This is a genomic window from Cytobacillus sp. MT66 (assembly GCF_058792595.1).
The window spans coordinates 142,807-165,871 of record NZ_JBXAFB010000004.1; the positions used below are offsets into that span (position 1 = coordinate 142,807).

Annotated in this window: 23 protein-coding genes and 1 pseudogene; 16 read left to right on the plus strand and 8 right to left on the minus strand. The window is 40.6% G+C overall.

Features of this window, described 5'->3' with window-relative positions:
* The first annotated feature begins 107 nt into the window (after positions 1-107).
* The 7 genes and pseudogenes from AC1Q59_RS09145 to AC1Q59_RS09175 all read left to right on the plus strand — a co-directional run.
* The gene (locus tag AC1Q59_RS09145) at positions 108-2,168 is read left to right on the plus strand and encodes a hydantoinase/oxoprolinase family protein (protein WP_492365505.1); all 2,061 of its coding nucleotides are present in this window, start codon (positions 108-110) and stop codon (positions 2,166-2,168) included.
* Positions 2,168-4,165, plus strand: a complete 1,998-nt coding sequence (locus AC1Q59_RS09150) for a hydantoinase B/oxoprolinase family protein (protein ID WP_492365506.1) — start codon at positions 2,168-2,170, stop codon at positions 4,163-4,165. The genes AC1Q59_RS09145 and AC1Q59_RS09150 overlap by 1 nt, the downstream gene beginning before the upstream one ends.
* The gene (locus tag AC1Q59_RS09155; RefSeq protein ID WP_492365507.1) at positions 4,152-5,261 is read left to right on the plus strand and encodes an ABC transporter substrate-binding protein; all 1,110 of its coding nucleotides are present in this window, start codon (positions 4,152-4,154) and stop codon (positions 5,259-5,261) included. The genes AC1Q59_RS09150 and AC1Q59_RS09155 overlap by 14 nt, the downstream gene beginning before the upstream one ends.
* Positions 5,261-6,361, plus strand: coding sequence for an ABC transporter ATP-binding protein (locus tag AC1Q59_RS09160; protein WP_492365508.1), 1,101 nt, complete (start codon positions 5,261-5,263; stop codon positions 6,359-6,361). Before AC1Q59_RS09155 ends, AC1Q59_RS09160 begins: the two co-directional genes overlap by 1 nt.
* A gap of 1 nt (position 6,362) precedes the next feature.
* Entirely contained in the window at positions 6,363-7,238 is an 876-nt protein-coding gene (locus AC1Q59_RS09165; RefSeq protein ID WP_492365509.1) for an ABC transporter permease, read from the plus strand.
* On the plus strand, positions 7,231-8,040 hold the full coding sequence (locus AC1Q59_RS09170; protein WP_492365510.1) for an ABC transporter permease: 810 nt from the start codon (positions 7,231-7,233) through the stop codon (positions 8,038-8,040). Before AC1Q59_RS09165 ends, AC1Q59_RS09170 begins: the two co-directional genes overlap by 8 nt.
* A gap of 72 nt (positions 8,041-8,112) precedes the next feature.
* Positions 8,113-8,247: pseudogene (locus AC1Q59_RS09175) on the plus strand (ATP-binding protein); the annotation flags it as partial.
* Positions 8,248-8,311: 64 nt separating this feature from the next.
* Here AC1Q59_RS09175 and AC1Q59_RS09180 read toward each other — a convergent pair.
* The gene (locus AC1Q59_RS09180) at positions 8,312-8,719 is read right to left on the minus strand and encodes a MerR family transcriptional regulator (RefSeq protein WP_492365737.1); all 408 of its coding nucleotides are present in this window, start codon (positions 8,717-8,719) and stop codon (positions 8,312-8,314) included.
* 245 nt (positions 8,720-8,964) lie between these two features.
* On the opposite strand from AC1Q59_RS09180, the gene AC1Q59_RS09185 reads away from it, so the two are divergent.
* On the plus strand, positions 8,965-10,005 hold the full coding sequence (locus AC1Q59_RS09185; RefSeq protein ID WP_492365511.1) for an NAD(P)-dependent alcohol dehydrogenase: 1,041 nt from the start codon (positions 8,965-8,967) through the stop codon (positions 10,003-10,005).
* A gap of 124 nt (positions 10,006-10,129) precedes the next feature.
* Here AC1Q59_RS09185 and AC1Q59_RS09190 read toward each other — a convergent pair whose 3' ends face one another.
* On the minus strand, positions 10,130-10,954 hold the full coding sequence (locus tag AC1Q59_RS09190) for an SIR2 family protein (RefSeq protein WP_492365512.1): 825 nt from the start codon (positions 10,952-10,954) through the stop codon (positions 10,130-10,132).
* Between the two features lie 237 nt (positions 10,955-11,191).
* Here AC1Q59_RS09190 and AC1Q59_RS09195 point away from each other — a divergent pair, with 237 nt between their 5' ends.
* Positions 11,192-11,536, plus strand: a complete 345-nt coding sequence (locus tag AC1Q59_RS09195; RefSeq protein WP_492365513.1) for a hypothetical protein — start codon at positions 11,192-11,194, stop codon at positions 11,534-11,536.
* Positions 11,537-11,656: 120 nt separating this feature from the next.
* Here the strand turns inward: AC1Q59_RS09195 and AC1Q59_RS09200 are convergent, their stop codons facing one another.
* A complete protein-coding gene (locus AC1Q59_RS09200) occupies positions 11,657-12,571 on the minus strand; it encodes a glycosyltransferase (RefSeq protein ID WP_492365514.1) in 915 nt (304 codons plus the stop codon).
* A 230-nt stretch (positions 12,572-12,801) separates the two neighbouring features.
* Here AC1Q59_RS09200 and AC1Q59_RS09205 point away from each other — a divergent pair, with 230 nt between their 5' ends.
* The gene (locus AC1Q59_RS09205; protein WP_492365515.1) at positions 12,802-13,464 is read left to right on the plus strand and encodes an oxidoreductase; all 663 of its coding nucleotides are present in this window, start codon (positions 12,802-12,804) and stop codon (positions 13,462-13,464) included.
* Between the two features lie 168 nt (positions 13,465-13,632).
* Positions 13,633-14,004 (plus strand): putative zinc-binding protein, encoded by a 372-nt coding sequence (locus AC1Q59_RS09210; protein ID WP_492365516.1) that lies wholly within the window; start codon positions 13,633-13,635, stop codon positions 14,002-14,004.
* 78 nt (positions 14,005-14,082) lie between these two features.
* Here the strand turns inward: AC1Q59_RS09210 and rsgA are convergent, their stop codons facing one another.
* Both rsgA and AC1Q59_RS09220 read right to left on the minus strand, forming a co-directional pair.
* Complete coding sequence (gene rsgA, locus AC1Q59_RS09215; protein WP_492365517.1) at positions 14,083-15,147, minus strand: ribosome small subunit-dependent GTPase A; 1,065 nt, start codon at positions 15,145-15,147, stop codon at positions 14,083-14,085.
* Positions 15,148-15,554: 407 nt separating this feature from the next.
* A complete protein-coding gene (locus tag AC1Q59_RS09220) occupies positions 15,555-16,082 on the minus strand; it encodes a helix-turn-helix domain-containing protein (protein WP_492365518.1) in 528 nt (175 codons plus the stop codon).
* 227 nt (positions 16,083-16,309) lie between these two features.
* Here AC1Q59_RS09220 and AC1Q59_RS09225 point away from each other — a divergent pair, with 227 nt between their 5' ends.
* From AC1Q59_RS09225 to glsA, 4 genes are all read left to right on the plus strand, one after another.
* Positions 16,310-16,951, plus strand: a complete 642-nt coding sequence (locus tag AC1Q59_RS09225; RefSeq protein ID WP_492365519.1) for an alpha/beta hydrolase — start codon at positions 16,310-16,312, stop codon at positions 16,949-16,951.
* 25 nt (positions 16,952-16,976) lie between these two features.
* The gene (locus AC1Q59_RS09230; protein WP_492365520.1) at positions 16,977-17,756 is read left to right on the plus strand and encodes a dioxygenase family protein; all 780 of its coding nucleotides are present in this window, start codon (positions 16,977-16,979) and stop codon (positions 17,754-17,756) included.
* 84 nt (positions 17,757-17,840) lie between these two features.
* Positions 17,841-18,254 carry a DoxX family protein gene (locus AC1Q59_RS09235; RefSeq protein WP_492365521.1) on the plus strand — a complete coding sequence of 138 codons (414 nt, stop codon included), beginning with the start codon at positions 17,841-17,843 and terminating at the stop codon, positions 18,252-18,254.
* A gap of 61 nt (positions 18,255-18,315) precedes the next feature.
* A complete protein-coding gene (gene glsA / locus AC1Q59_RS09240) occupies positions 18,316-19,245 on the plus strand; it encodes a glutaminase A (RefSeq protein ID WP_492365522.1) in 930 nt (309 codons plus the stop codon).
* A gap of 45 nt (positions 19,246-19,290) precedes the next feature.
* Here glsA and AC1Q59_RS09245 read toward each other — a convergent pair whose 3' ends face one another.
* A complete protein-coding gene (locus AC1Q59_RS09245; protein WP_492365523.1) occupies positions 19,291-20,604 on the minus strand; it encodes a nucleobase:cation symporter-2 family protein in 1,314 nt (437 codons plus the stop codon).
* Positions 20,605-20,924: 320 nt separating this feature from the next.
* Between AC1Q59_RS09245 and AC1Q59_RS09250 the strand changes: the two genes are divergently transcribed.
* The gene (locus AC1Q59_RS09250) at positions 20,925-21,527 is read left to right on the plus strand and encodes a hypothetical protein (protein WP_492365524.1); all 603 of its coding nucleotides are present in this window, start codon (positions 20,925-20,927) and stop codon (positions 21,525-21,527) included.
* Positions 21,528-21,614: 87 nt separating this feature from the next.
* On the opposite strand, the gene AC1Q59_RS09255 is transcribed toward AC1Q59_RS09250, so the two are convergent.
* Together AC1Q59_RS09255 and AC1Q59_RS09260 are read right to left on the minus strand one after the other, a co-directional pair.
* A complete protein-coding gene (locus AC1Q59_RS09255) occupies positions 21,615-22,421 on the minus strand; it encodes an NAD(P)H-hydrate dehydratase (RefSeq protein WP_492365525.1) in 807 nt (268 codons plus the stop codon).
* Positions 22,422-22,427: 6 nt separating this feature from the next.
* The gene (locus AC1Q59_RS09260) at positions 22,428-23,048 is read right to left on the minus strand and encodes an NAD(P)H-hydrate epimerase (RefSeq protein ID WP_492365526.1); all 621 of its coding nucleotides are present in this window, start codon (positions 23,046-23,048) and stop codon (positions 22,428-22,430) included.
* Between the last annotated feature and the right edge of the window lie 17 nt (positions 23,049-23,065).

Sequence of the window (23,065 nt, forward strand, 5' to 3'; positions counted from 1 at the left end):
GTTTCAGAACCGATTGAATTTAGACTATAATTAATCCTATCGGTATAGTATAATTAAATACGTTCAAAATTCAGAATAAAAAATTACAAAAGTTAGGAGCAATTTACGTGAGTAAAAATCAATACCGGTTAGGTATAGACATTGGAGGAACCTTTACTGATTTAACTTTGTTAAATGCGGAGACCGGCAAATTTTTTAATTATAAAACTCCGACTGTCCCACATGACCCTGCTCAAGGGATTTCAAATGGGCTGGCCCTATTGAATAAAGATGGGATAGAACCGGCACAGATATCCTATTTTGTTCATGGAATGACCATAGGATTAAATACTTTGCTTCAACGAAAAGGAGCAAAAATAGCTTTATTTGTAACAGAAGGGTTTAGAGATATTCTCTCACTGCAAAGACTGAGACTGCCAGTCCCATATGATTTTCGCTCGAGGCTGCCAGAGCCATTAATACCAAGAAAGTATACTTTTCCAATCAAAGAACGAATGCTTCATGATGGATCAGAGCGAATGCCTTTAGATTTAGAAGGAATTGATACAGCAGTGGATCAAGCGGTCTCGGAAGGAATTCAGGGGATTGTCATTTCGTTTCTGCACAGCTATAAAAACCCAATTCATGAAAAAATGGCTTTTGAAAGAGTAAAGGAAAGGGCCCCAGAGTTAGATGTTATTATGGCATCTGCACTATGGGCACAAATGCGTGAGTTTGAGCGCACGGTTATGGCATCAGCTAATCTTTATATTCAGCCAAATGTGAAAAAATACTTTGATACATTGAAAGAAAGGCTTTCCAAGGAAGGACTTAAAGCCATCCCGTTTATCACCCAATCTAACGGGGGACTGATGGATATTGAAACAGCGGGGGCTGCTCCTGTGCGAACATTATTTTCTGGACCAGCCGCAGGGGTAATTGGGTCTATTAGGGTTGCTGAATCTGCAGGTTTTGAGAACGTTATTACGTTTGATGTTGGTGGAACAAGTGCCGATATCTCGATTATTCAGCAAGGAAAGGCAACATTTACTCAAACAAATGAAATTGCTGGCATACCAATTATGATTCCATCCGTTGCCATCTATTCAATCGGTGCCGGTGGAGGTTCTATCGCATGGATTGATAATGGTGGAATGCTTAAGGTTGGCCCAGAGTCAGTGGGTTCAAGTCCTGGACCAGCATGCTATGGTGAAGGAAATCAAGCAGCTTTAACAGATGCATTTCTTGTTTGTCAATACTTGAATCCGGATCGTTTTGCTGCTGGAAATCTTCCACTGTACCCGGAAAAATCCGAAAAGGCACTTGGCCAAATTGCAGAGTATTTAAAAACCGGTGTTCAGGAAGCGGCAGATAGGATCATTCAAGTTGCTGTAGCGAATATGTATACAGAGCTTAGCAGTGTGATGGAACAGCAAGGCTTTGACCCGCGGGAATTTAGCTTGCTGGCATTCGGCGGAGCTGGACCTGTGATCGCTAACTTCCTAGCGGTAGAAATTCAAGCGAAGAATATTCTTGTCCCGCCAAGTCCGGGTACCTTATGTGCGCTAGGATCATTAACTTCGGATTTCATTTATGATGCTGTTTCATCCCGTCAGGATCTACTTGAAGAACTAACAGCGGACGAGTTAAAAGCAGATTTTACTCGCCTCTCAATAGATGCTGAACGATGGATAAAGCAGCAAGAACTTTCTATATTAGAAGGGACATCTATTTATTACTCATTGGATGCAAGATACAAAGGACAAGCTTACGAAATTGAGTTGCCAATTTCGATTTCGTGGCTTGACCAGCAAGGTTTTCAAGAAATAAAGGATGCATTCCATCAAATTCACCAGAAGCAGTATGGACACAGTGATCCAAAAACAAGTATAGAAATTATAAACTTACGTGTCCGGATTATTGGTCATACACCGAAACCAGAATTTAGGGAATCATTAAAGGAAGAGACTACAGTACCAGCTGTTACCTCAAATAGAAAAATTATGATTAAAGGAAAAGAATATGTTGCTGGAATTTATTTGCGAACAGATTTAGCATACGGACAGCGTGTGGCAGGTCCTGCTATCGTAGAACAGGATGATACAACAGTTGTCATTCTCCCTGATTGGTTTGGAGAAATAGATGCTGCAGGAAACTTAATCATCGCGCGAATGGAGAGTGAACAATAATGCGCACGGATCCCGCACAATTAGAAATAATAAGAAGTTATTTTAATGCAATTGCTTCTGGAATGGGGCATGTTATTGAACGGACCTCTTTTACGACTTTTGTTAAAGAGTCAGCAGACTTTGCCACTGCTTTAGCAACTCCAGATGGGGAATTTTATGTATATCCTAAAACGGTTGGAGTAACCATTTTTATGGGCCTAAGCTTAAAACGTGCAATTGAAGCATGCGGACCTTTTGAACCGGGTGATATTGTTATAACAAATGATCCTTATACAACGGATGGGTTAGCGACACATTTACCTGATGTTCATGTTTTTAAACCTATATTTAAAGGTGGCGAAATCATTAGCTACGCATGGGCGTTTGTTCACGTAAGTGATGTCGGTGGACTTGTCCCTGCCAGCATTTCACCTACTGCAACAGATGTTCACCAAGAAGGGCTAAGAATTCCTCCTGTAAAAATATATAAAGCAGGAAAGGAGAATAAAGAGGTTGTAGCCTTTTTAAATGCCAATAGCCGAGTACCCCACTTAAATTATGGGGATATCAATGCGATGATTGCTGCAGTGAACACTGCGGAAATTCGCTTGCTGGATATGGTGGAGAAATTTGGCGTTGGTGCAGTAAAGGATGGGATGGAGGACCTGCTTGAACAAGCGGAGATGAGAGCTGGGAATATTATTCGTGATATCCCTGATGGAACTTACTCTTTTGCTGATTATTTGGATGATGATATGGTTTCTGATGTTCCCATTCGTCTTGCGGTCACCGTCACTATTAAGGATCGAAAAATCACTTTAGATTTTTCTGATTGTGATCCCCAGGTTGAAACAGCCTTTAATCTTGTCACAAATGGAAGTAAACATTCCTTTCTATATCAAGGGTTAATTAACTATATCATTAGTACAGATCCATTTATTCCAGTAAATGGTGGGATAACAAGGCCGATAGAGGTAATTGCCCCAAAAGGAACATTAGTTAATCCGGAATATCCAGCTGCAGTCGGGATCCGTCATTCGATCACTATGAGAATGTATAATGTCATTTTAGGTGCATTAGCCAAAGCTTTACCGGATATGGTTCCTGCCGCTGGTGCCGGTCAGTCTGCGATAGTCGTCTTATCCACACCTGATGAATCAACTGGTTCAAGAAAAATAGCTGTGGTTGAACCAATGGGCGGCGGTGGCGGAGGCCAGTTTGATATGGATGGTGTTGATGGAATCGACCATGCTTCAGGCTTTTTAAAAAATACCCCAATTGAAAGTCTTGAACAGCATATAGACATCTTTGTAAAAAAATACGAAATTTTGAAGGACACTGCTGGAGCGGGATTACATCGGGGCGGTCATGCGATTCAGCTCGATTTTGAAATCGTTAAACCTGAATCCATCGTAACAGCTCGTGGAATGGAAAGAATTCGCTTCCAACCGTGGGGGCTGGCAGGAGGACAAGCAGGATCTCATGGATACGTAAGACTTAACCCAGATACAGAGAATGAAAGACAGTTGCCGAAAATTGAGATTTTGCGTCCTGAAAAAGGACAAGTTGTTAGCATTACTTCTCCAGGCGGGGGAGGATGGGGAAATCCTCTTGAACGGGTTCCTGAACTTGTCGTAGAAGAAGTAAAATCAGGATTGTTAAGTATTGATCTAGCTAAAAAACAATACGGTGTAGTCATCATGGTAACTTCGGCTGGGACATTTAAATTGAATAAAGATGAAACAGAAAATTTGCGTAAAACGATGGCAAAAGAAAAACAGTCTGGCTGGGATTTTGGTTCGGCAAGAGAAAGATATGAAGCTGTGTGGTCACCAGAAGCAAGCACGATTTTGGCTAAATTGCTCTTAAGGCTTCCGGCCAATCAGCGCTCTCATTATAAACACTTAATTCATCAGTATTTTGCTGATGCTGATCAGGAACTTAGCCGTGAAACAGTAGAGAAAATCTTTTTAAAATTAACAGACATTGATGGGGTGAGTGACAATGAAAAAGAATAAACTTTCATTAGCTTTGATTATTTCAATCGTAATGGCGCTTTTACTGACAGCTTGCGGAGGTGCTGGAAACGAGAATGAGTCTGCTAACAATAGCGAAGAACCAAAAGAAACAGATCAAGTAGTTGTCGGTGTATATGGGGGTGCTTGGGAAGAACAGATTCGTCCAAGCCTTGAAAAATTCAAAGAAGAAACTGGGGTAAGTGTGGAAGTTGTAGCTGGAGCAGATGCTGAGTGGTTTACAAAGTTACGAGCTTCAAACGGCAAAAATCCACAGTATGATTTATTGATTTTGCAGCCAGATACCATCCAACGTGCTGTTGCTGCCGATTTGCTCCTTCCGCTTGATGAGGAAAAGGTTCCAAACTTAGCGGATCTTTATCCTTCAGTGCAGGACCGTTTGACATATAATGATAAACAATATGCAGCTGGGTTTAGTATGGGACAGCTTGGGCTTGCTTACCGGAAAGACCTTGTTCCAGTTGAGCCTACAAAGTGGTTAGATTTATGGAACCCTGAATATAAGGGACATGTAGCTATTTCTTCACCAAGTTATTCTGCCGGGCTGCAATTTTTCTCAGGTCTTGTAAATGCCCTGGGAGGAGAAGAAAAAAATGCAGAAGATGTTGAAGCAGCTTTTACTAAGCTTAATGAGTTAAAGCCAAGCATTGTGGCATACCCCGATAATCCCGGAACTATACAAACATTGCTTGAAAGAGGAGAAGCTTGGGTCGTTCCTTTCTGGGATGGGCGTGTTTTCGCACTCCAAGAGTCTGGTCTGGATTTAGGTTTTGTTTACCCAGAGGAAGGGGCGGTTGCAGCTGCTGCTAGCTGGGCGATAACAAAAGGAAGCCCGAATGAAGCAAATGCATATAAATTGCTGAATTATCTTATCAGCCCTGAAGTACAAGGAGAGTTTTCGAAGCAGTCTTATTATGGAATGACTAACAAAAATGTTGAATACAGTGAAGTTCTAAAGGGAAAAGTTCAAACAGGAGAGCAAGCGTATAGTCAATTAAAATGGGTTGATTATGAAACGGCTACCCCACAATTAAATGATTGGACAAATCGCTGGACACAGGAACTTGGTGGCAAGTAATGAGCAAAATTAAAATTGATCAAGTAAGTCGTCATTTTGATGAGAATGTGGCGCTTGCAGAAGTTAATTTAGAAGTTCAGGAAGGGGAGTTCTTCTCCCTTCTTGGCCCTAGTGGCTGCGGAAAATCGACGCTCCTAAACATCATTGCTGGATTTTTGGAGCCTACATCTGGATCAGTTTATATTGGCGGAAATGATGTAACAGGCCTTCCTGCTTATCGAAGGAATCTCGGAATGGTTTTTCAGAATTATGCTCTTTTCCCGCATTTGACTGTTTTTGAGAATGTTGCATATGGATTAAAAATTAAAAAACTTTCCCGAAATGAAATCAAGGAAAGAGTTACCGAAGCTCTATCACTTGTCCAGCTTTCTTCATTTGCTGAAAGAAGGCCACATCAGTTGAGCGGGGGACAACAACAGCGTGTTGCGATCGCCCGTGCGATAGCCATTCAGCCATCTGTCCTTTTACTTGACGAGCCATTAAGTAATTTGGATGCAAAGCTGCGAAAGGAAATGCAATTTGAGCTAAGAAATATACAGCAACGTGTCGGGATTACAACCATTCTTGTTACTCATGACCAAGAGGAGGCATTAAGTCTTTCCGACAGGATTGGTATATTAGGAAAAGGCCATCTGCAGCAAGTAGGAAGTCCATTAGAAGTGTATCGTCGCCCGGCAAACCGATTTGTTGCCGAATTTATTGGGCAAGTCAATTTAATTAAAGCGAAGAAGAGTGTCAGTCAAAGCGAGGCTCCTGAAGGCAAAGTATTATATGAAGCGGAAGAGTTTGAGGCAGCTAAAAATAGACCTCTTCAATTGGAAGTTGAAGCTGAATCTGATAGTGAAACCTTGTTTATGCTTCGGCCAGAAAGAATTCATATTTCTTTTATCCCGTTAGAACGCACGGTCAATAATGCTAAAGTTCAATTAAAAGAAATTAGTTATATTGGGAATGCATTACGTCTAAATGTTGAACTAGGCAGCAGAGAGCTCACCATTCATACCCCGGACCCAGTGTTCAATGAACTGCCGAAACCTGGCGATGCTTTCTACATTTATTGGAATTCAGAAGACATTATTCCACTGGAAGCAGGAGAGTAGCATGAGGAAATCTTCCAAAAAGAAAAACCAACTTTTCCATTGGCTGTTGCTTCTTCCAACTCTATTATTTTTAGGTGTATTCCTTGTAGCGCCATTGATTTTTTTAATTGTACTTAGTTTTCGAGATGTCGATAGTATGTTAACCGTTCTCAATACTTATAGCTTCTCACATTATATAGAAGTTTTCTCTTCTAAAATCTATGTAAAAACAATTATATCTACCATTTGGATGGCATTAATTACAACTTTACTTTGTCTAGTACTTGCCTATCCTGCTGCTTATTTGCTAGTAAGAGCACCTAATAGAAAACTAAGGGCACTATTTTATATTATGCTAGTTTCACCCCTTCTAACTAGTGTGGTTATCCGTACATTTGCCTGGATTGTCCTGTTAGCACAAAATGGATTAATCAATGAAATATTAATTAAGTTAAATATTATAGGGGAACCACTATCTCTTTTATGGAATATGAGAGCTGTCATAATCGCCTATGTGCAAGTGATGCTTCCATTTGCCGTTCTCCCGATTGCAACTTCCTTAAGTGATTTAAACCCTAATTTGCGGAATGCGTCTATGAGTCTTGGAGCAGGACGTATTCAAAGCTTTTTTAAGGTAACTCTTCCATTGACGATTCCTGGGATGATCACTGGTGCAATCATTGTGTTCTCTTTAGCCGCAGGCAGCTATATTACTCCATTGTTGGTTGGTGGACGGATGCAGCCAATTTTGCCTTTATCGATTTACCAACAAGTCATGCAGGTATTTAATTTGCCTCTTGCTGCAGCTATGTCGATCAGTTTATTGGTCATAGTTTTTATTTTTGTAGGAATACTGGGACTTGTTTTAAAACGATGGGAGACGAGAATGCATGGCTAACAATCATCGTAAAAAACCATTGAAATGGCTTGATTTTTGTATTTGGACGGTAGGGATATTAGTATACCTATTTTTGATATTACCGGTTTTTGTTATTGGGCTTTCGGCTTTTAGTCCAAAGGCCTACCCGGAATTTCCGCCAAAAGAGTTTTCTTTAAATTGGTTTTATGCAGTTTTTGAAAATCCTCAATGGATGGACTCTTTAACTACAAGTGGGATTCTGCTTGTTATTGTTACCCCGCTTACCGTTATTCTGGGAACAATGGCTGCCTATGCATTGGCAAGACTGCAATTCAGAGGGAAGGAAGCTATTCAATCATTTGTGTTATCTCCATTAATGATTCCACAAATTGTCCTGGGAATTGCGCTGTTATATATATTTAATATGATGGGAATCAATGGAAGCATTACGGCTTTAGCAATTGGTCATATTATTATCTGTTTTCCGTATGTAGTAAGAACAGTGGCCGTAAGTGTGTCAAATTTGGATCCACGGTTAGAGCTGGCTTCTATGAATCTTGGGGCAAATCCGGTTCAAACGTTTTTTAACGTTACACTCCCATTAATTAAACCGGGGATTATTGCTGGTGCAGTCTTTTCAACTGTTACATCCTTCGGGGAAATTTCAATTAGTTTATTTATTTCCTCACCATCCACAGTTACGGTGCCCGTTCGTACATTCAGTTATATAGAGCAAACTTTTGATCCAAGTGTAAATGCCATATCTGTAATATTTATTGCTATTTCGATCATAGCTTTAATAATTATTGAAAAAACAATTGGGTTATCCAAGGTTATGTAAAATACTACCTAACTTACTGAAGAGAAATGAACCTATATTTAGGGTTCATTTCTTTTTTTGTAAAAAAACTTGAGGAAGGAAAATCAAGGAACAGGACTTGGACTTGCGATTGCAAAAAGGATTGTGGAGCAGCATGGTGGAGGTATCTGTGCAGACTATAAAGAAGGCTGGATGACATTTAAAGTTGAACATCCACTACACAGATAATGCTCAAATCCAGGTACTCCTCATGGCGTGGGGAACAGTAATAGAACTTATAGGATGCTTTATGTTAATTAGTAATGGATATTTTGTTTTTATGAATATCTTCTGTTCCAGCTTCCAGCGCAGTCTTATAATATAAGCATTTGTGCTCGATGATTTCAATTGTCTTTTTTAGTTCTTCCATTTGTGCTTCCACATTTGCTTTTCTTTCCATAAACATGTCTAATCTTTGCTGCAGTGTGGAATCGCCTTCTGAACACCAATCAATGAAATGTTTAATTTCCTTAATAGGCATCCCAGTAGATTTCAAACATTCAATGATTTTTAAAGAGCTGATATCTGATTCTTTAAAAACTCGTGTTCCGCCGGCTGTACGTTCTACAAAAGGCATAAGACCCTCTTTATCGTAGTAACGCAAGGTATAGACAGTAAGATTCAATTCTTTAGCAGCTTCGCTGATAGAATATGTCTTCACCATTTATCTCCTTTCTTAATGAAAGATATAGACCTAGAGTTAACTCTAATATTATGAGACGATTTTTTCAAGGTAATTGCTTAGTTTAAAATTAGATAAGTTAATCGCTTGACCTCGAGTTAACTATAAGGATTAACATTGTTTTACAAGAGAAATGAAGGGATAAAATTAAAACATTAGTATTTCTTTGTTTCCCTGCAGAAAGTAAATTCTCTTGAAAAGTTTAAATTAATGGAGGTTTTTTTATGGTGACTGCTAAAGCACGTGCTGTCGACGGTCCAGATAAACCGTTTCGTGCAGCTGAAATTAAAAGACGCGATCTTGATCTGCATGATGTTTTAATTGAGATTAAATTTGCTGGCATATGTCATTCAGATATCCATACAGCTCACGGTGAATGGGGTCCCGTGAACTATCCGCTCGTACCTGGGCACGAGATTGCTGGAATTGTTACAGCTGTTGGACCAAATGTAACAAAACATAAGGTCGGTGACCGGGTGGGGGTTGGATGTATGGTTGACTCCTGCGGTGAATGTGAGAATTGCCGTAAAGGAGAAGAACAATACTGTCTCAAAGGAAATATCCAAACCTATGCTGGTGTTGACAAATACGGAGAACCTACTCAAGGCGGCTATTCTACCCATATTGTTGTACAAGAAGATTTCGTACTTAGTATTCCTGATAACATTGAGCTTGACTATGCCGCACCATTACTTTGTGCAGGCATTACGACATACTCTCCATTAAATCATTGGGGAGCGGGTCAGGGTAAGAAAGTAGCGATTGTTGGTATGGGCGGTCTTGGGCATATGGCTGTCCAAATTGCACATGCCATGGGCGCAGAGGTTACCGTTTTATCACAAACATTGAAGAAAAAGGATGATGGTCTGAAATTAGGCGCTGATCATTACTATGCGACGAGTGACCCTGAAACATTCGAGAAGCTTGCCAGAAACTTTGATTTAATTATTAACACGGTAAGTGCAAAGATTAACCTAAATGCCTATTTAGGACTGCTCACTCTTGATGGCACTCTTGTCAACGTAGGTGCTCCTGCAGAACCGTTATCACTTAGAGTGGGAAATTTAATCGGCCATCGCCGCTCATTTGCAGGATCATTGATTGGAGGAATCCGCGAGACCCAGGAAATGTTGGATTTCTGTGCGAAACATAATATCGCTCCAATGATTGAAGTCATTTCAGCCGATCAAATTGATGAAGCCTATGAACGGGTATTAGCTTCAGATGTGAAATATCGATTCGTTATTGATATCAGCACCATGTGAGTGGCTGTCTCAATATGTAAAAAGGCACCTCCTAAGTATGATGGGTTCATCATATCGGGGGGTGCTTTTTGTTGATATACGGTGTTGGATTGGGGGATTAACAAAAAAATGTAAGGGTTGTGACTTAATAAGGCTCACTTCTGTCCACCAAAACAGATAAATCTCTAAGAAATTTTGTCAGTGCCATCCCAGGGTCTTCTTCTTTATGATAGATGATAGGAATAATACCTCTTTCGCGTAAAATCCTTTCTTTAATGGGATTAGGATCGACTAAAAAAATATAAGATTTTGGACGTATATTCTCCTTCTTAGAATACTTCCATTGATTATGCAGTTTATGCAGCATATATCTTATATTAATGTCTGACAGACTGTACCCGATAAAAAGGATGGACTTTTCTAATGAATCAGCACGCAATTTTATGTCAAGGGAGCTTTCAAAATCCAGTCTGTTAAAATAACTGGATTCAGTTAAAACAATGGATGAATCGTCATCAAAATCTCCATGAAATTTTACTATTTGAGGAACATTAGGTTTTGATCTGGCAATGTCACCGACATTTGTTATCTTTATGTAATTCTTTTGGTAATAGTCATACGCATATTCTAACCATCTATCAAAGTTTGTTGTATAAATTAAGGGGAAATCAAGGTCTACAATGAGCTTATAGATTTCCGATTGGCCGATATCAATATTTTGATCATGCCACATCCTGTCCATCCAACTTCTAAGTCCACCTAAAGAGCCTTTTTCAAGCATATAGTATTCCGCTAAAATTAAGAAATCATTATTTCCCCAAGCAGTAAATAACTCAGCGCTATATCCCAATTTTTTAGCCATTTCTTCAACTAACTCATTATAAGTGGGTAATCCTAGGTTTTTTGAGACTCCGGAACCAACAAATAGAATTACTTTTTTTTCTTTAATTGATTGAGCTAGTTTCTTCAATGATTTATGACCTCCATTGCTTTGTTTAAAGAAACAAAAATACCTTTATACCTCAGTTTATAACTGAATACCTAGAAGTTATTCCTATATATTGAAATTCCTTAATAATCTTGAATAACCTGAAATTCCCTTATCCAAGCTGATTTGGAATAACACCCTTATTTTAATTCAGTTATGTAAAGAGGAATTGGAGCATAATAAATTTGCTGCACCAAAACTCAACAGGAGGGGAATTTTATGAAAAACAGGGTAGTTATTTCAGTTCTTACTGCGGGCCTTTCACTTGGTCTTATGACTGCATGTGGTGTTGACAATAATCGTATGAATGAACCGCAAAATCAAAACACGAACTACTCTCCAGTCCGTTATGAGAATCAAAATAATAACAATGGACTAATGAATGGGAGACAAGATATGAACCAAAACGGCAATAACGTTAATCATGGCATAGATAATAACAGAAACAATCGTGGTTATTTTGAAAGTGACGATAACCCCCACGACAATATAAATGACAATATTGAGAACAATCATGATGGTATGCCTGGATCCGGCGGCGTAATGATGAAAGGGCAGCAATAGGAAGATCAGTAAAATATCCCTTTAAAAAATAACTAAGGGGATTTAAATTATTGCAATCAATAACGCCTATTTAAACAAAAAGTGATCATCTAAAGAAAATTGGATGATCACTTTTTGTTTTTATCGGAGTGCATTATTTAATTGTTTATACAAGTGGATATAGGCAAGTGTTTCTGTTTCTGGTGAATGATGTTCTGACATCCAATTCCTTGCTTGCTGAATAACTTTTTTCCGGAACTCAGCTTGATGGACTATAGTATGAACAGCATCTTGGAACTCGTCCATCGTTTCATATAGCCAGCCTGTCTGACCGTGGCGAATCAGTTGGAGATTTGCTTCATTTTTACGAGCAATCACAGGCCTTTCCGCTGCCATAGCTTCCATCAGTGCTAGTGATTGGCCTTCAGAAAGAGATGTGTTAATGACGATTTGTGCTTTTTCGTACCATACTTTCATCACTTCATAGGGAACAACGCCTGCATAGTCCATCCAATGGAATCGTTCGATCTTTTTTTGCACTTGCTGATAGACACTTTCATCTAGCTTGGCACCAAGAATCGTGAAACTCATATCAGGATAATAGGAAGCTAACCCATCAAGTGCGGGAAGTACATGCAAAACATCCTTAACAGGTCGTAACCCGGCAGGCAGCAGAATGTGTGGAGAGAGTTGGTCTACCATTGGCGATATTGTCCAGGGCATCCAAATTCCCTGAGGTATCACAATCGTCTTATTTGCCCATCCCGGGAACAGATGCTTTACCTTTTCTTTTGCGTCCTCTGTAAAGACTGTAATAAAAGAAGCATCATTTAAAAAGGAAAACATATCATCATCTAACCTTGTCTGCAGATCAATGTTAATATCTGTGCCACCCATCGTCACAAGGTAGGGGCGATTTATCCGGAAATTATTTTCTTTTGCCCATTGTAAAAATCGGGTAGCATGTAAGATATGAAAGATATCTGCTTCGGAAAGATGCCAGTTATCATCTTCAAGGTAGGGAATGACGGATGTACTAATATTTTTATGCTGCAAAAAGTGAACAAGCCTCTTTATGGTAGTTGAATTGCCTCGAGGCTGATTAAAATAGGGAGCGAAGAATAATATATGCATGGGACCACCTGTTTTTTATTTGATATAAATAGTGTGTACTAATAATAGACCATATGTATATTATAAAATTTTGTTAACCTAATAACCTAATAATTTTTGAAAGGGGCTGCAAGAAAGATGGGGTTAGTGAATATTGTGATGGTGTTTGACAAGTGAACAAGGCCGTTGTAGCCGGTGCTTCCGGTTTAGTAGGCAAGGAGCTTGTCCAGCTGCTGCTGGATGATCAATCATACAGTGAGGTCACTATCATTGTGCGTCGGTCAACGGGGATTAAGCATCCAAAACTTCAGGAAACTATCATTGACTTCGACCAGTTGGAGCAAACCGATGTGAATATGAACGGGGCAGTTGTGTATTGCACCCTTGGAACGACGATAAAAAAGGCGGGAAGCCAGGAAGTTTTTCGGAAAGTTGATTACCATTATCCATTAACACTGGGAAGAATGGCAAAGGAACAGGGGACCAGGGAGTTTTTAATTATAACATCGATGGGGGCAAATTCTAAATCGCGTACTTTCTATACAAAAGTAAAGGGAGAAATTGAGGAATCGCTTGTAGCACAAGGGCTTTCCGCGCTTAAAATCTTCCACCCTTCACTGCTGCTTGGAAACCGTCAAGAATTTCGGTTTGGTGAATGGTTAGCAGCATCCGTTTCTAAATTTCTGCCTATATTTATGGGACCGCTTCGGAGATACAAACCTATCCATGCCAAAACTGTAGCAAAGGCAATGGTCCGCGCAGCCTCAAACGGGCTCTCCGGAATCCACATTTATGAGTCAGACCAAATTGCCCAGATAGGCGAACACTCAAATTGATTTCTTCATTTTTTAAATATAACACTGTGACACAAGAAAAATTAGGCGATGTATAGGTATCGTGACTTATTTCACAGAATTCTGAAAATAAACCAAGTAAAGTAGAGGTTAATCACTCCAAGATGTTTGTAATGCAGATTTTCTAAATGGGGGAAGGGAGTCTTCACAGTGAAAAAGTCGGATTTACCTATCGTATACTCATGTTCAGGATGCTCTTCGGCAGCACAATCTGCCAATATGATTGCTATTAAAATGGACCGGGAAAAATTAGCTGAAATGTCTTGTATCGCAGGTGTTGGGGGAGATGTTAAACCGCTTGTGAGGACAGCAAAATCAGGACGGGATATCATTGCTATTGATGGATGTCCTCTATCATGCTGTAAGGCTTCGTTAGCTAGGCATGATGTTAAGCCTAAGTATCATTTCGATTTATCTAAGTTTAATATTCCGAAGAAACCAGGCGTAGATCCAGATCCGGAGTTATCAATGAAAGTGTATGAAGAATTAGTGGAGCATATTTATCAGCATGAAAAGGTCTAGATTGAACTAAATCATCGTGGTTTAGCAGTCAGTCCCCCAGTGCCTTCATGCACTGAGGACCTGACTTGTTTTAGCTAATTACCTATTTTTCTTAATCTTTTTTTGGAAGCCGGAGATTTGCTTCCATTTGGCTTTTTCAGCTAGTGCAGCCCGCTGGTTGCTTTTTCGTTCCAAAAAAGCAAGCTCCTTTTGTAGTTTCACATAGCTTGCATATCTGCTCTCATCCAGTATTCCTTCAGAAAGTGCCTTCTGAACAGCACATCCAGGTTCCTTTGTATGTGAGCAGTCTCGAAACCGGCAGTTTTCGAATAGTCCTTCAATATCGGAGAAGCTTTGATGCAAGCCCTCATTAGCATCCCAGAGCTGCAGCTCGCGCATTCCGGGTGTATCAATTAAAATTCCGCCGCTGTCTAAGACGATTAACTCGCGATGGGTTGTTGTATGCCGGCCGCGGTCGTCGCCCTCACGAATGGTTTTCACTTCTTGTTTATCTCGGCCTAAAAAAGCATTGGTAATTGTCGACTTTCCCACTCCTGAAGATCCCAGCAGCGCAATGGTCTTCCCGCCGTCTAAATAGGGGGTAAGCTGTTCCATTCCGATATTTTTTTCAGCACTTATGGCGTGTATGGGTACACCAAATGCGACTGACTCAACTTGCTGAATCATTTGTTGTACATCATCACACAAATCAGCTTTGCTTAAAATAATCACCGGATTCGCTCCGCTTTCCCAGGCAGTTAACACATATCTTTCAATGCGGCGAACGTTAAAGTCAGCATTTAATGCATTAACAAGAAAAATGGTATCAATATTTGCGGCTACGATTTGTTCCTCGGTTGTATCACCCGCCGCTTTTCTGGAAAACTTGCTTTTTCGCGGCAAAATGCCATGAATGGTTGCTTTTTGTTCATCTGGTCTTGCGCTAATCACAACCCAATCTCCGACAGCCGGAAAATCCTGCCGTTCTGATGCATGAAACCGCAGCTTGCCGGACACCTCCGCCAATAACTCTCCGTGTTCAGATAAAACTCTATATAGCCTTTTATGCTCTAAAGCAACTCTGGCAACCTCAAATCCCTGTTGTTTGTATTCTTTAAAGCCCTCTTCAAAAAATGAATTCCAGCCTAATATTTGTAAATCCAATTGCAGCGCCTCCAATTTTAATGTAAAAAAAATAAACCGCCTCGAATACGGTTTATTTTTTCAAAGAACACATTCATTCTAGAAATAAAAAACCATCGACTGATAAATGGCAGCCCATGGTTGTGAATGAACAAATAATAAAATGGATATATGCTACAATCTCACAAATATAAAAGACAAGACTCACATTTTTCCCATGGGCTGTACTATGAAATTTATGTTGTAAAGCTTTTGAAATCTTTTCATCATACATACCCCCTTGGAAAATATTGTTCATTACGAACTACAATATATTGTAAATGCTTTTAATTCCAAAGTAAAGAATTTTTGTAAAAATTTAACTCACTATTATATTAATGGACATTCCGCGAAACAAGGTCATCGGTACATACCCGATACCTGGCATTTTAGCTTTCTGTATAAACCGCAATCAGCACTTCTGCAGTCTCATCCCCGATATTTTTAACAAAGTGGGGGACGCTTGCACACCAGCTGAAGGTGTCCCCTTCTTCGAGGATATAGGAGTCTTCACCTTGTTCTGCAAGTATTTTCCCTTTTAGGACTAAGTGACATTCCTCGCCCTCATGTGCTTTTCGTTCACCTGTCGAGTAGCCAGGGGGAAATTCAACTAGTCTTAAGCTTAGACCGCCTCTCGTTGCTAAATGCTCAACCTTTAAATCTGGTTCTTTTGAGATAGTAAATTCCCTTTCTTCTTTTCGAATAACGGTCATATGTTCATCTTTTTCTAACAGTAAATACGGCAATGGAACTTTCAGGAAATTAGCAATGGTTTGTAATGTGCTGATAGACGGGGAAGTATTGTTATTTTCAACATTGCTGATAAACCCTTTTGACAGGCCAGTAGCCTCACACATTTGTGCAATCGTAATTTTTTTTCTATTTCTGATCGTTCGTATCTTAGATCCAATATCCATGTTTAGCACCTCTAAAGTTTCTTATTTAAAAACTTAATTTCATATTAACAAATAAATAATTGACATGCTAGAGTTAAGGTGGTATTCTCAAAAAGAACAAAGATTCATATTTAGAAACAACGGTTTATTTTTTTTGAGTTTTTGTTTCTTGGTATGAAACATTTGTTTATATAAATAAAATTCAATCTTTTAGATAAAATACGCAGTAAAAAAGGAGGGACACCATAATGGAAGCCTCAATGATCTATGAACTTCGATCCCCAAAGAATGCTATTCCTGGTAAGAAGTATCCAGCATTGTTTGTTATGCATGGGATGGGAAGCAATGAACAAGACATGCTTTCGCTGGTGAATGGTTTAGAGGAATCCTTTTATATTTTCAGTATAAGGGGCCATCTGACCCAAGGGCCTGGATACGCTTTTTTTACCATTCAGGGCTATGGGAAACCGCACCGGGACGTATTTGACGAGGGAATGTATAGATTAACCCAATTTATTGAGTATGCTTCACAAAATTATCCCATTGATGAAAGTCAATTTTATCTGATGGGATTTAGCCAAGGGGCCATTATGTCCATGTCGCTTGCATTAACGCTTCCTGCAATAAAGGGTGTAGTTGCGCTAAGCGGATATATCCCCTTGTTTGTAAAGGAAGAATATGAGATTCATCCAGGTGGAATGTTAGCTGTATTTATTTCACACGGAGAATACGATCAAGTTCTGCCATTTGACTGGGGGAAGGAAAACAGCGAATATTTTTCAAAATTAGGTTTTCCTGTTACCTTTAAAAATTATCCTGTTGGACATACTGTATCTGAAAATAATTATCTAGATTTTCGTAAATGGCTCATAGAGGATGTAAAAAGATAAACAAAAAGACAAGGAGGTATGCAAAATGATGCCATCATTATTTATTGCCCATGGTGCACCATTGCTTGCTATTGAAAATAATGAGTATACACAATTTTTAGCTCAATTAGGCAAAACAATGCCTAGGCCAAAGGCCATTGTGTTATTTAGTGCCCATTGGGAATCTGGAGCGCAAAAAGTAAGCCGGGTTGACCAATATAGCACCATTTATGATTTTGGCGGCTTTGATGAAGCCTTATACAAAATCCAATATCCTGCACAAGGGGATCAGGAAATTTCTAAAGAAATTGAGGGTTTATTTGCAGAGAGCAATATACCTTATGAAATTGAGACACAGCGAGGGTTAGACCATGGAGCATGGGTTGTTCTGCGTTTACTCTATCCGGACGCAGATATTCCAGTCATTTCAATGTCAGTGAATTCCAGGCTAACACCTGAAGAGCAATACAGCATTGGCAAAGCTTTAACCGTGTTACGGGAAAAGGATGTACTAATTATTGGCAGCGGAGGTACAGTGCATAACCTTAGAGCAATAAAATGGGTTGACCATGGCGAGGCTGATCCATGGGCACTTGAATTTGATAGCTGGCTAGCCTTTCATCTGCAAAAATGGGATCTGCCATCCTTATTTAAATACGATTCTTTGGCACCACATGCAGAAATCGCAGTTCCGCCATATGGTTCAGAGCACTTTATTCCTATTTTCTATGCTATGGGAGCTGCAGATGATAGCCGTAAAGCATCGTTGCTGCATCGAAGTTTTAGATATGGAAATTTAAGTCACAGTGTTTGGCAGTTTGGTTAATAAATTAATTAGTTAAAAATTTTTGGTTTATATCTTGAATTAAAAATATAGGAAATTGAGATTTATAAAAAGGAGAGAAATATAATGAACTTAAAAAGTGAAATTGGTGCAATTATATTACAAGTAGTTTTAGGAGTGACATTCTTTATACATGGACTGGCTAAATTTCAAGGAGGAATTGAAAATACAGCTGGATGGTTTGACAGCATCGGCATACCTGGATTTATGGCCTATGTTGTGGCAGTTATAGAATTAGTTGGCGGAATTGCATTAGTGCTTGGTCTAGGAACAAGAGTGGTAGCATCCTTGTTTGTACTGGTTATGGCTGGAGCAATTATTAAGGTGAAATTAGCAGCTGGCTTCTTAGGCAATGGACAAGGAGCGGGATATGAGTTAGACCTGGCATTCTTAGCAATGGCATTATTCTTAGCTGTTAATGGAAGCAAACAATTTTCCATTGCAAAGCTTTTTTCAAAAAGTGAGTCAGCACAAAGCTAATAATCTATTCATTTCGAATGACTGGCATCAGATTCGCCCATACTATAAATGGTGATGATGAATGCCATGTCAATCAAGTAATGAACTGAAAATATTAGTGAATGAAGCAAGGAACTGTGCAAAGGAAGGAAAGGTAGCCGACTATATTCCTGAATTGGGCAAAGCCAATTCCAGTGATTTATCGATAGCTATTTATTATCCTGATGGAAAATGTATATCTGCAGGGGATATTAATAAAAAGTTTACTTTACAGAGTATCTCCAAGGTTATCAGCTTAGCGCTTGTATTGAAGGATAGGGGCTTTCCCTATGTATTTAAACGGGTTGGCATGGAGCCTACAGGTGATCCATTTAACTCGATTGCCAAATTGGAAACAATGACTCCGGCCAAACCGCTCAACCCGATGATTAATGCAGGGGCCCTTGTGGTCACCCATATGATTGCAGGGAATTCGGTGGAGGAGCGATTCAATCGGTTATTAGGCTTTATCCGGGAATTGACGGGCAATACCCATACTGGATATAACGAAAAAGTAGCTTCATCAGAATTTGAAACCGCGGACTTAAACAGGGCTTTATGCTATTTTCTCAAGCAGCATAAAACCATTAATGAGGATGTTGAGTCATTACTGGACTTATATACAAAGCAATGTGCGGTGGAAATGAATTGTTTGGATTTGGCAAGGATCGGGATGATTTTTGCGATGGACGGGATTGACCCTGTGAATGGGAAGCAGATTATGCCAGAAAAGATTGCGCGAATTTGTAAAACATTTATGGTGACCTGCGGAATGTATAATGCATCTGGAGAATTTGCCATAAAAATTGGGATTCCCGCCAAAAGCGGCGTGTCAGGCGGAATCATGGGAGCGGTTCCCGGCAAGTTTGGCATAGGCATTTTTGGTCCAGCACTAGATGACAAAGGCAACAGTATTGCTGGGATTAGACTCCTGGAGTTATTATCGCGAAATTATGATCTTAGTATGTTTTAAATGAAAATTAAACCCCATCGCTTAGATGGGGTTTTTGCTGTATAACTAAATATGTGCAGAACCCTCTTTGGCCAAATCTCTTCCACTGCCGCTTTTGACGCCATTTAGGATAAGGTTAAGGGCCACTGCGGCGAAACCGCCTGTTACAATACCATTTTCTACGAGAATACGGATACTTTGCGGAACATTCGCAAATACATCTGGAGCAATCGAAACACCTAAACCTAGGCCAACAGAAAGTGCTACGATAAGCTGATTTTCTGTTTTGCGGAAATCTACATGTGATAGCTGGCGAATCCCTGATGCCATAACCATACCAAACATGGCAATCATGGCGCCGCCAAGAACAGGATTTGGAATAATCAATGTCAAGGCAGCAACCTTTGGCAACAGTCCAAGAGTTACTAAGATCACCCCGGAGGCAACAACGACTTTCCGCTGCTTGACGCCAGTTAAGGCGATAAGGCCGACGTTCTGTGAAAACGTTGTATAAGGAAATGCCTGGAAGATACCACCGATGATTTGTGCAAGACCTTCAGCACGAAGTCCCTTTTTAACGTCATTTCCATTAATTTTTTTATCAATAACCTCTGCTAGAGCGAAATACACTCCTGTAGCTTCCATCATGCTGACAATGCCGACAAGTGTCATGCTGAGAATAGCGCTTAAGTGAAATTCAGGCGGCCCAAAACGGAATGGCGTGACCATATGGAACCAGGAGGCTTCACCTACAGAAGAAAAATCAACCATCCCCATAAATGCGGCTACAACTGTTCCTATTACTAAGGACATGAGTATTGAAATCGCTTTCATAAAGCCGGTGAAAAAGCGATTTAAGATGACGATGATCAGAAGGGTTAATCCAGCCAGAAATAAATTGGTCAGACTGCCAAAGCCGGGATCATTCGGCTGCCCGGTTATATTTCCCATTGCGGCTCCAATTAAGGATGTACCTATGATGACAACAACTGAACCAGTAACAACCGGCGGGAAAAAGGGGATGATCTTATCCATAAATTGTGCCAGGAATATGACAATGGCACCAGCAGCTATGATCGCACCAAAAATCGAGGGCACCCCCTGCATCGTACCAATGGCAATCATTGGCCCAACTGCCTGAAAGGCTACCCCCATAATAATGGGCATTCGTATGCCAAAATACTTGTTGCCGACAACTTGCAAAAATGTTGCGATACCGCATGTGAAAAGGTCAATGGAGATTAAATAAGCAACTTCTGCTTCGGTTAGTCCGATAGCCGGACCGACGATGAGTGGAACAACGACGGCTCCGCCATACATTGCTAAGACGTGCTGCAGACCAAAGGTTCCAAGTTTCCAAAAACCCAGCTGTTTTTCCATACACATTCCTCCCCGCGTGCGCAGTTATAAGGTATTAAACCGGTGCACCACAGTAAATGAAGTTGAAGGGGCCGTATTTTTAATAATCACCTCCAATAGGTTTTGCTGTACTAGGAGAGATGTTGTTTCTTTTAATGAACAATGCTGTGTGTTTTGCTTAATTATATGAATATTTAGAAATATTAGGACAATATTCTTAAAAAATATGTGATTAAAAACGATACAGCTTCATATCTGGCCTTTTTCATCATATTGGCCAAGTGTCATGCCCCCCTATAGATGCATAAACTAAAGCATCAATCTGATTGGAGGTTTTGGAAATGGCATTAGGTCCTCATCATTATAGAACTGATCCCCGTTCTCCTTCATACTATCAATATACTTATCCATACCCTATGTCTTATTATACAAGTTATCCTCCTGGATATTGGAAGCTCGGCGGACAGCTAGGCGGTCTTTATGCAGGCGGAAACTTTGGGGCAGGCAGCGGGGCAGGGTTAAATCTTGGAGGTCACATGTTGGGTACGCACGGTCTTGGTGTATATACTGGCGGGCAGCTAGGAGGCGGTCAAGTATTAGGTATGCATGCGGGCGGATCGCTCGGAGGTAAATATGGCCTTGGTGTTCAAGCAGGTGGCCAGCTAGGCGGCAGCCATGGACTTGGTATGCATGCAGGCGGTTCATTTGGCGGCAAATATGGCCTTGGTGCTGAAGCAGGCGGCCATTTAGGAGGCGGACATGGTTTGGGTGCTTATGCAGGGGGGCATCTAGGCGGGAAAAAAGGGCTTGGAGTTCAGGCAGGCGGCCAATTAGGCGGCGGCAAAGGAGTCGGAGCCCAGTTAGGCGGCAATATTGGAAAATACGGCGGCCAATTCGGATTTCACTTCGGCGGAAAAAACAATGGAGAATCCTCAAGCTACTGAAAATAGGGATCATTTCTTTTGCACTTTAAAGCGGCGGGGGACAGTCCCCCGCCGCTTTAAAGCATTGGGGGACTGTCCCCCATCATTTTACTGCGCTAAAGCGGCTGTGATTTTTGGCAGGAGCTGGTTGAAGTCGTGTGCAAGCATGGTTTGTTCACCGTTGGTTTTTAGCCATTCGTCTGCACATAGGCCGTGTATGTAAACTGCATTGGCAACGGCATCCTTGATGTTTTTGCAGGTGCCGACGCTGGCTGTGAGCATGCCTGTTAGGGTGTCGCCTGTACCTCCCTTGGACAGGGCTCTATTACCGGTTGGATTTATCAAGCCAGATCCATCGGGAAAAGCGATCACAGTATATTTGCCTTTTAAAACGACTGTTACATGATTTTCTTTGGCATATTGGGAGGCATATAATATTCTATTTCGCTGGATATCCCTTGTGGACTTTCCAATCATCCGGCTAAATTCACCGGGATGTGGTGTAAGAATAGTAGCATCATCTCTTTTCATGTATGTTCTATTGCTTAATGCACCAGCATCCAGGACAACGGGAACCGAATAGTTGAGTATAGTAGAAATCTGCTTTTCAAGCTCTGTATTGGGAAGAAGACCTGGTCCGATTCCAATGCATGAGTATCCGGCCGTCATTTCGGAAGAATGAAAATTATAGAGAAAAGTAGCTTCAGGTACAAATGTGCCAATAATCGCAGCCGCATGTCTGCTTGTGGCAATCGCCAGCTTGCCAGTTCCAAAACGGAGTGCGCCAATGGCAGCCAGTGCCGCACTTCCTGGCATTTCATCGCTGCCCGCAAGTAATAAAGCTGTCCCAAATGTTCCTTTATGAGTATTCCCTGTCCTTTTTGGCCAAGCCCCCCGTACATCCTCCTCTTTCAAGACTCTCTAGCTGCTCGTTTGCGCAAGACCTATATCGACAGCTGATGTTACCCCATAGTAATCCGAAGAAGGGAAGAGAAAGGCAGAAGGCTTATAGCCATGAAGACAGAAGGTATAGTCTGCCACTACACAATGTTCATCTATATTTCCATCATCCGAGGAAACACCGGTTGGCACATCAATTGAGATCGTTTTTCCTTTTTGTTCATTCATCCATTTTGTTAATTGTGCTGCGCCAGGCCTTAACGGAAGGGTGCTCCCGACACCTAATAGGGCGTCAATTACCCAATCTGCCTGACAATCCTGCGAAAACTCGCTTATTTTGTAACCGCATGAAAGGTAGTAGTCCAGGTGTTCTTGTGCCGTCTTTGTCTGAGGCATACCTAAAGGAAAGGCTAACTCAGCCTGAAAGCCATAATTTTTTAAATACCGTGCAAGTACAATCCCATCCCCGCCGTTATTTCCTTTCCCTGAAAGAATCAATATCGTATTTGACTTTTGAAGCAGCGGATAGATTTCTCTAAACAAACCGCTTCCCGCATTTTCCATAAGCGAAAATAAAGACATCCCTTTCTCAGTCGCGCCTTGATCAATCTCCTTTATTTGCTGGCTTGAATAAATATGCAATTAAATCTTCCCCTTAC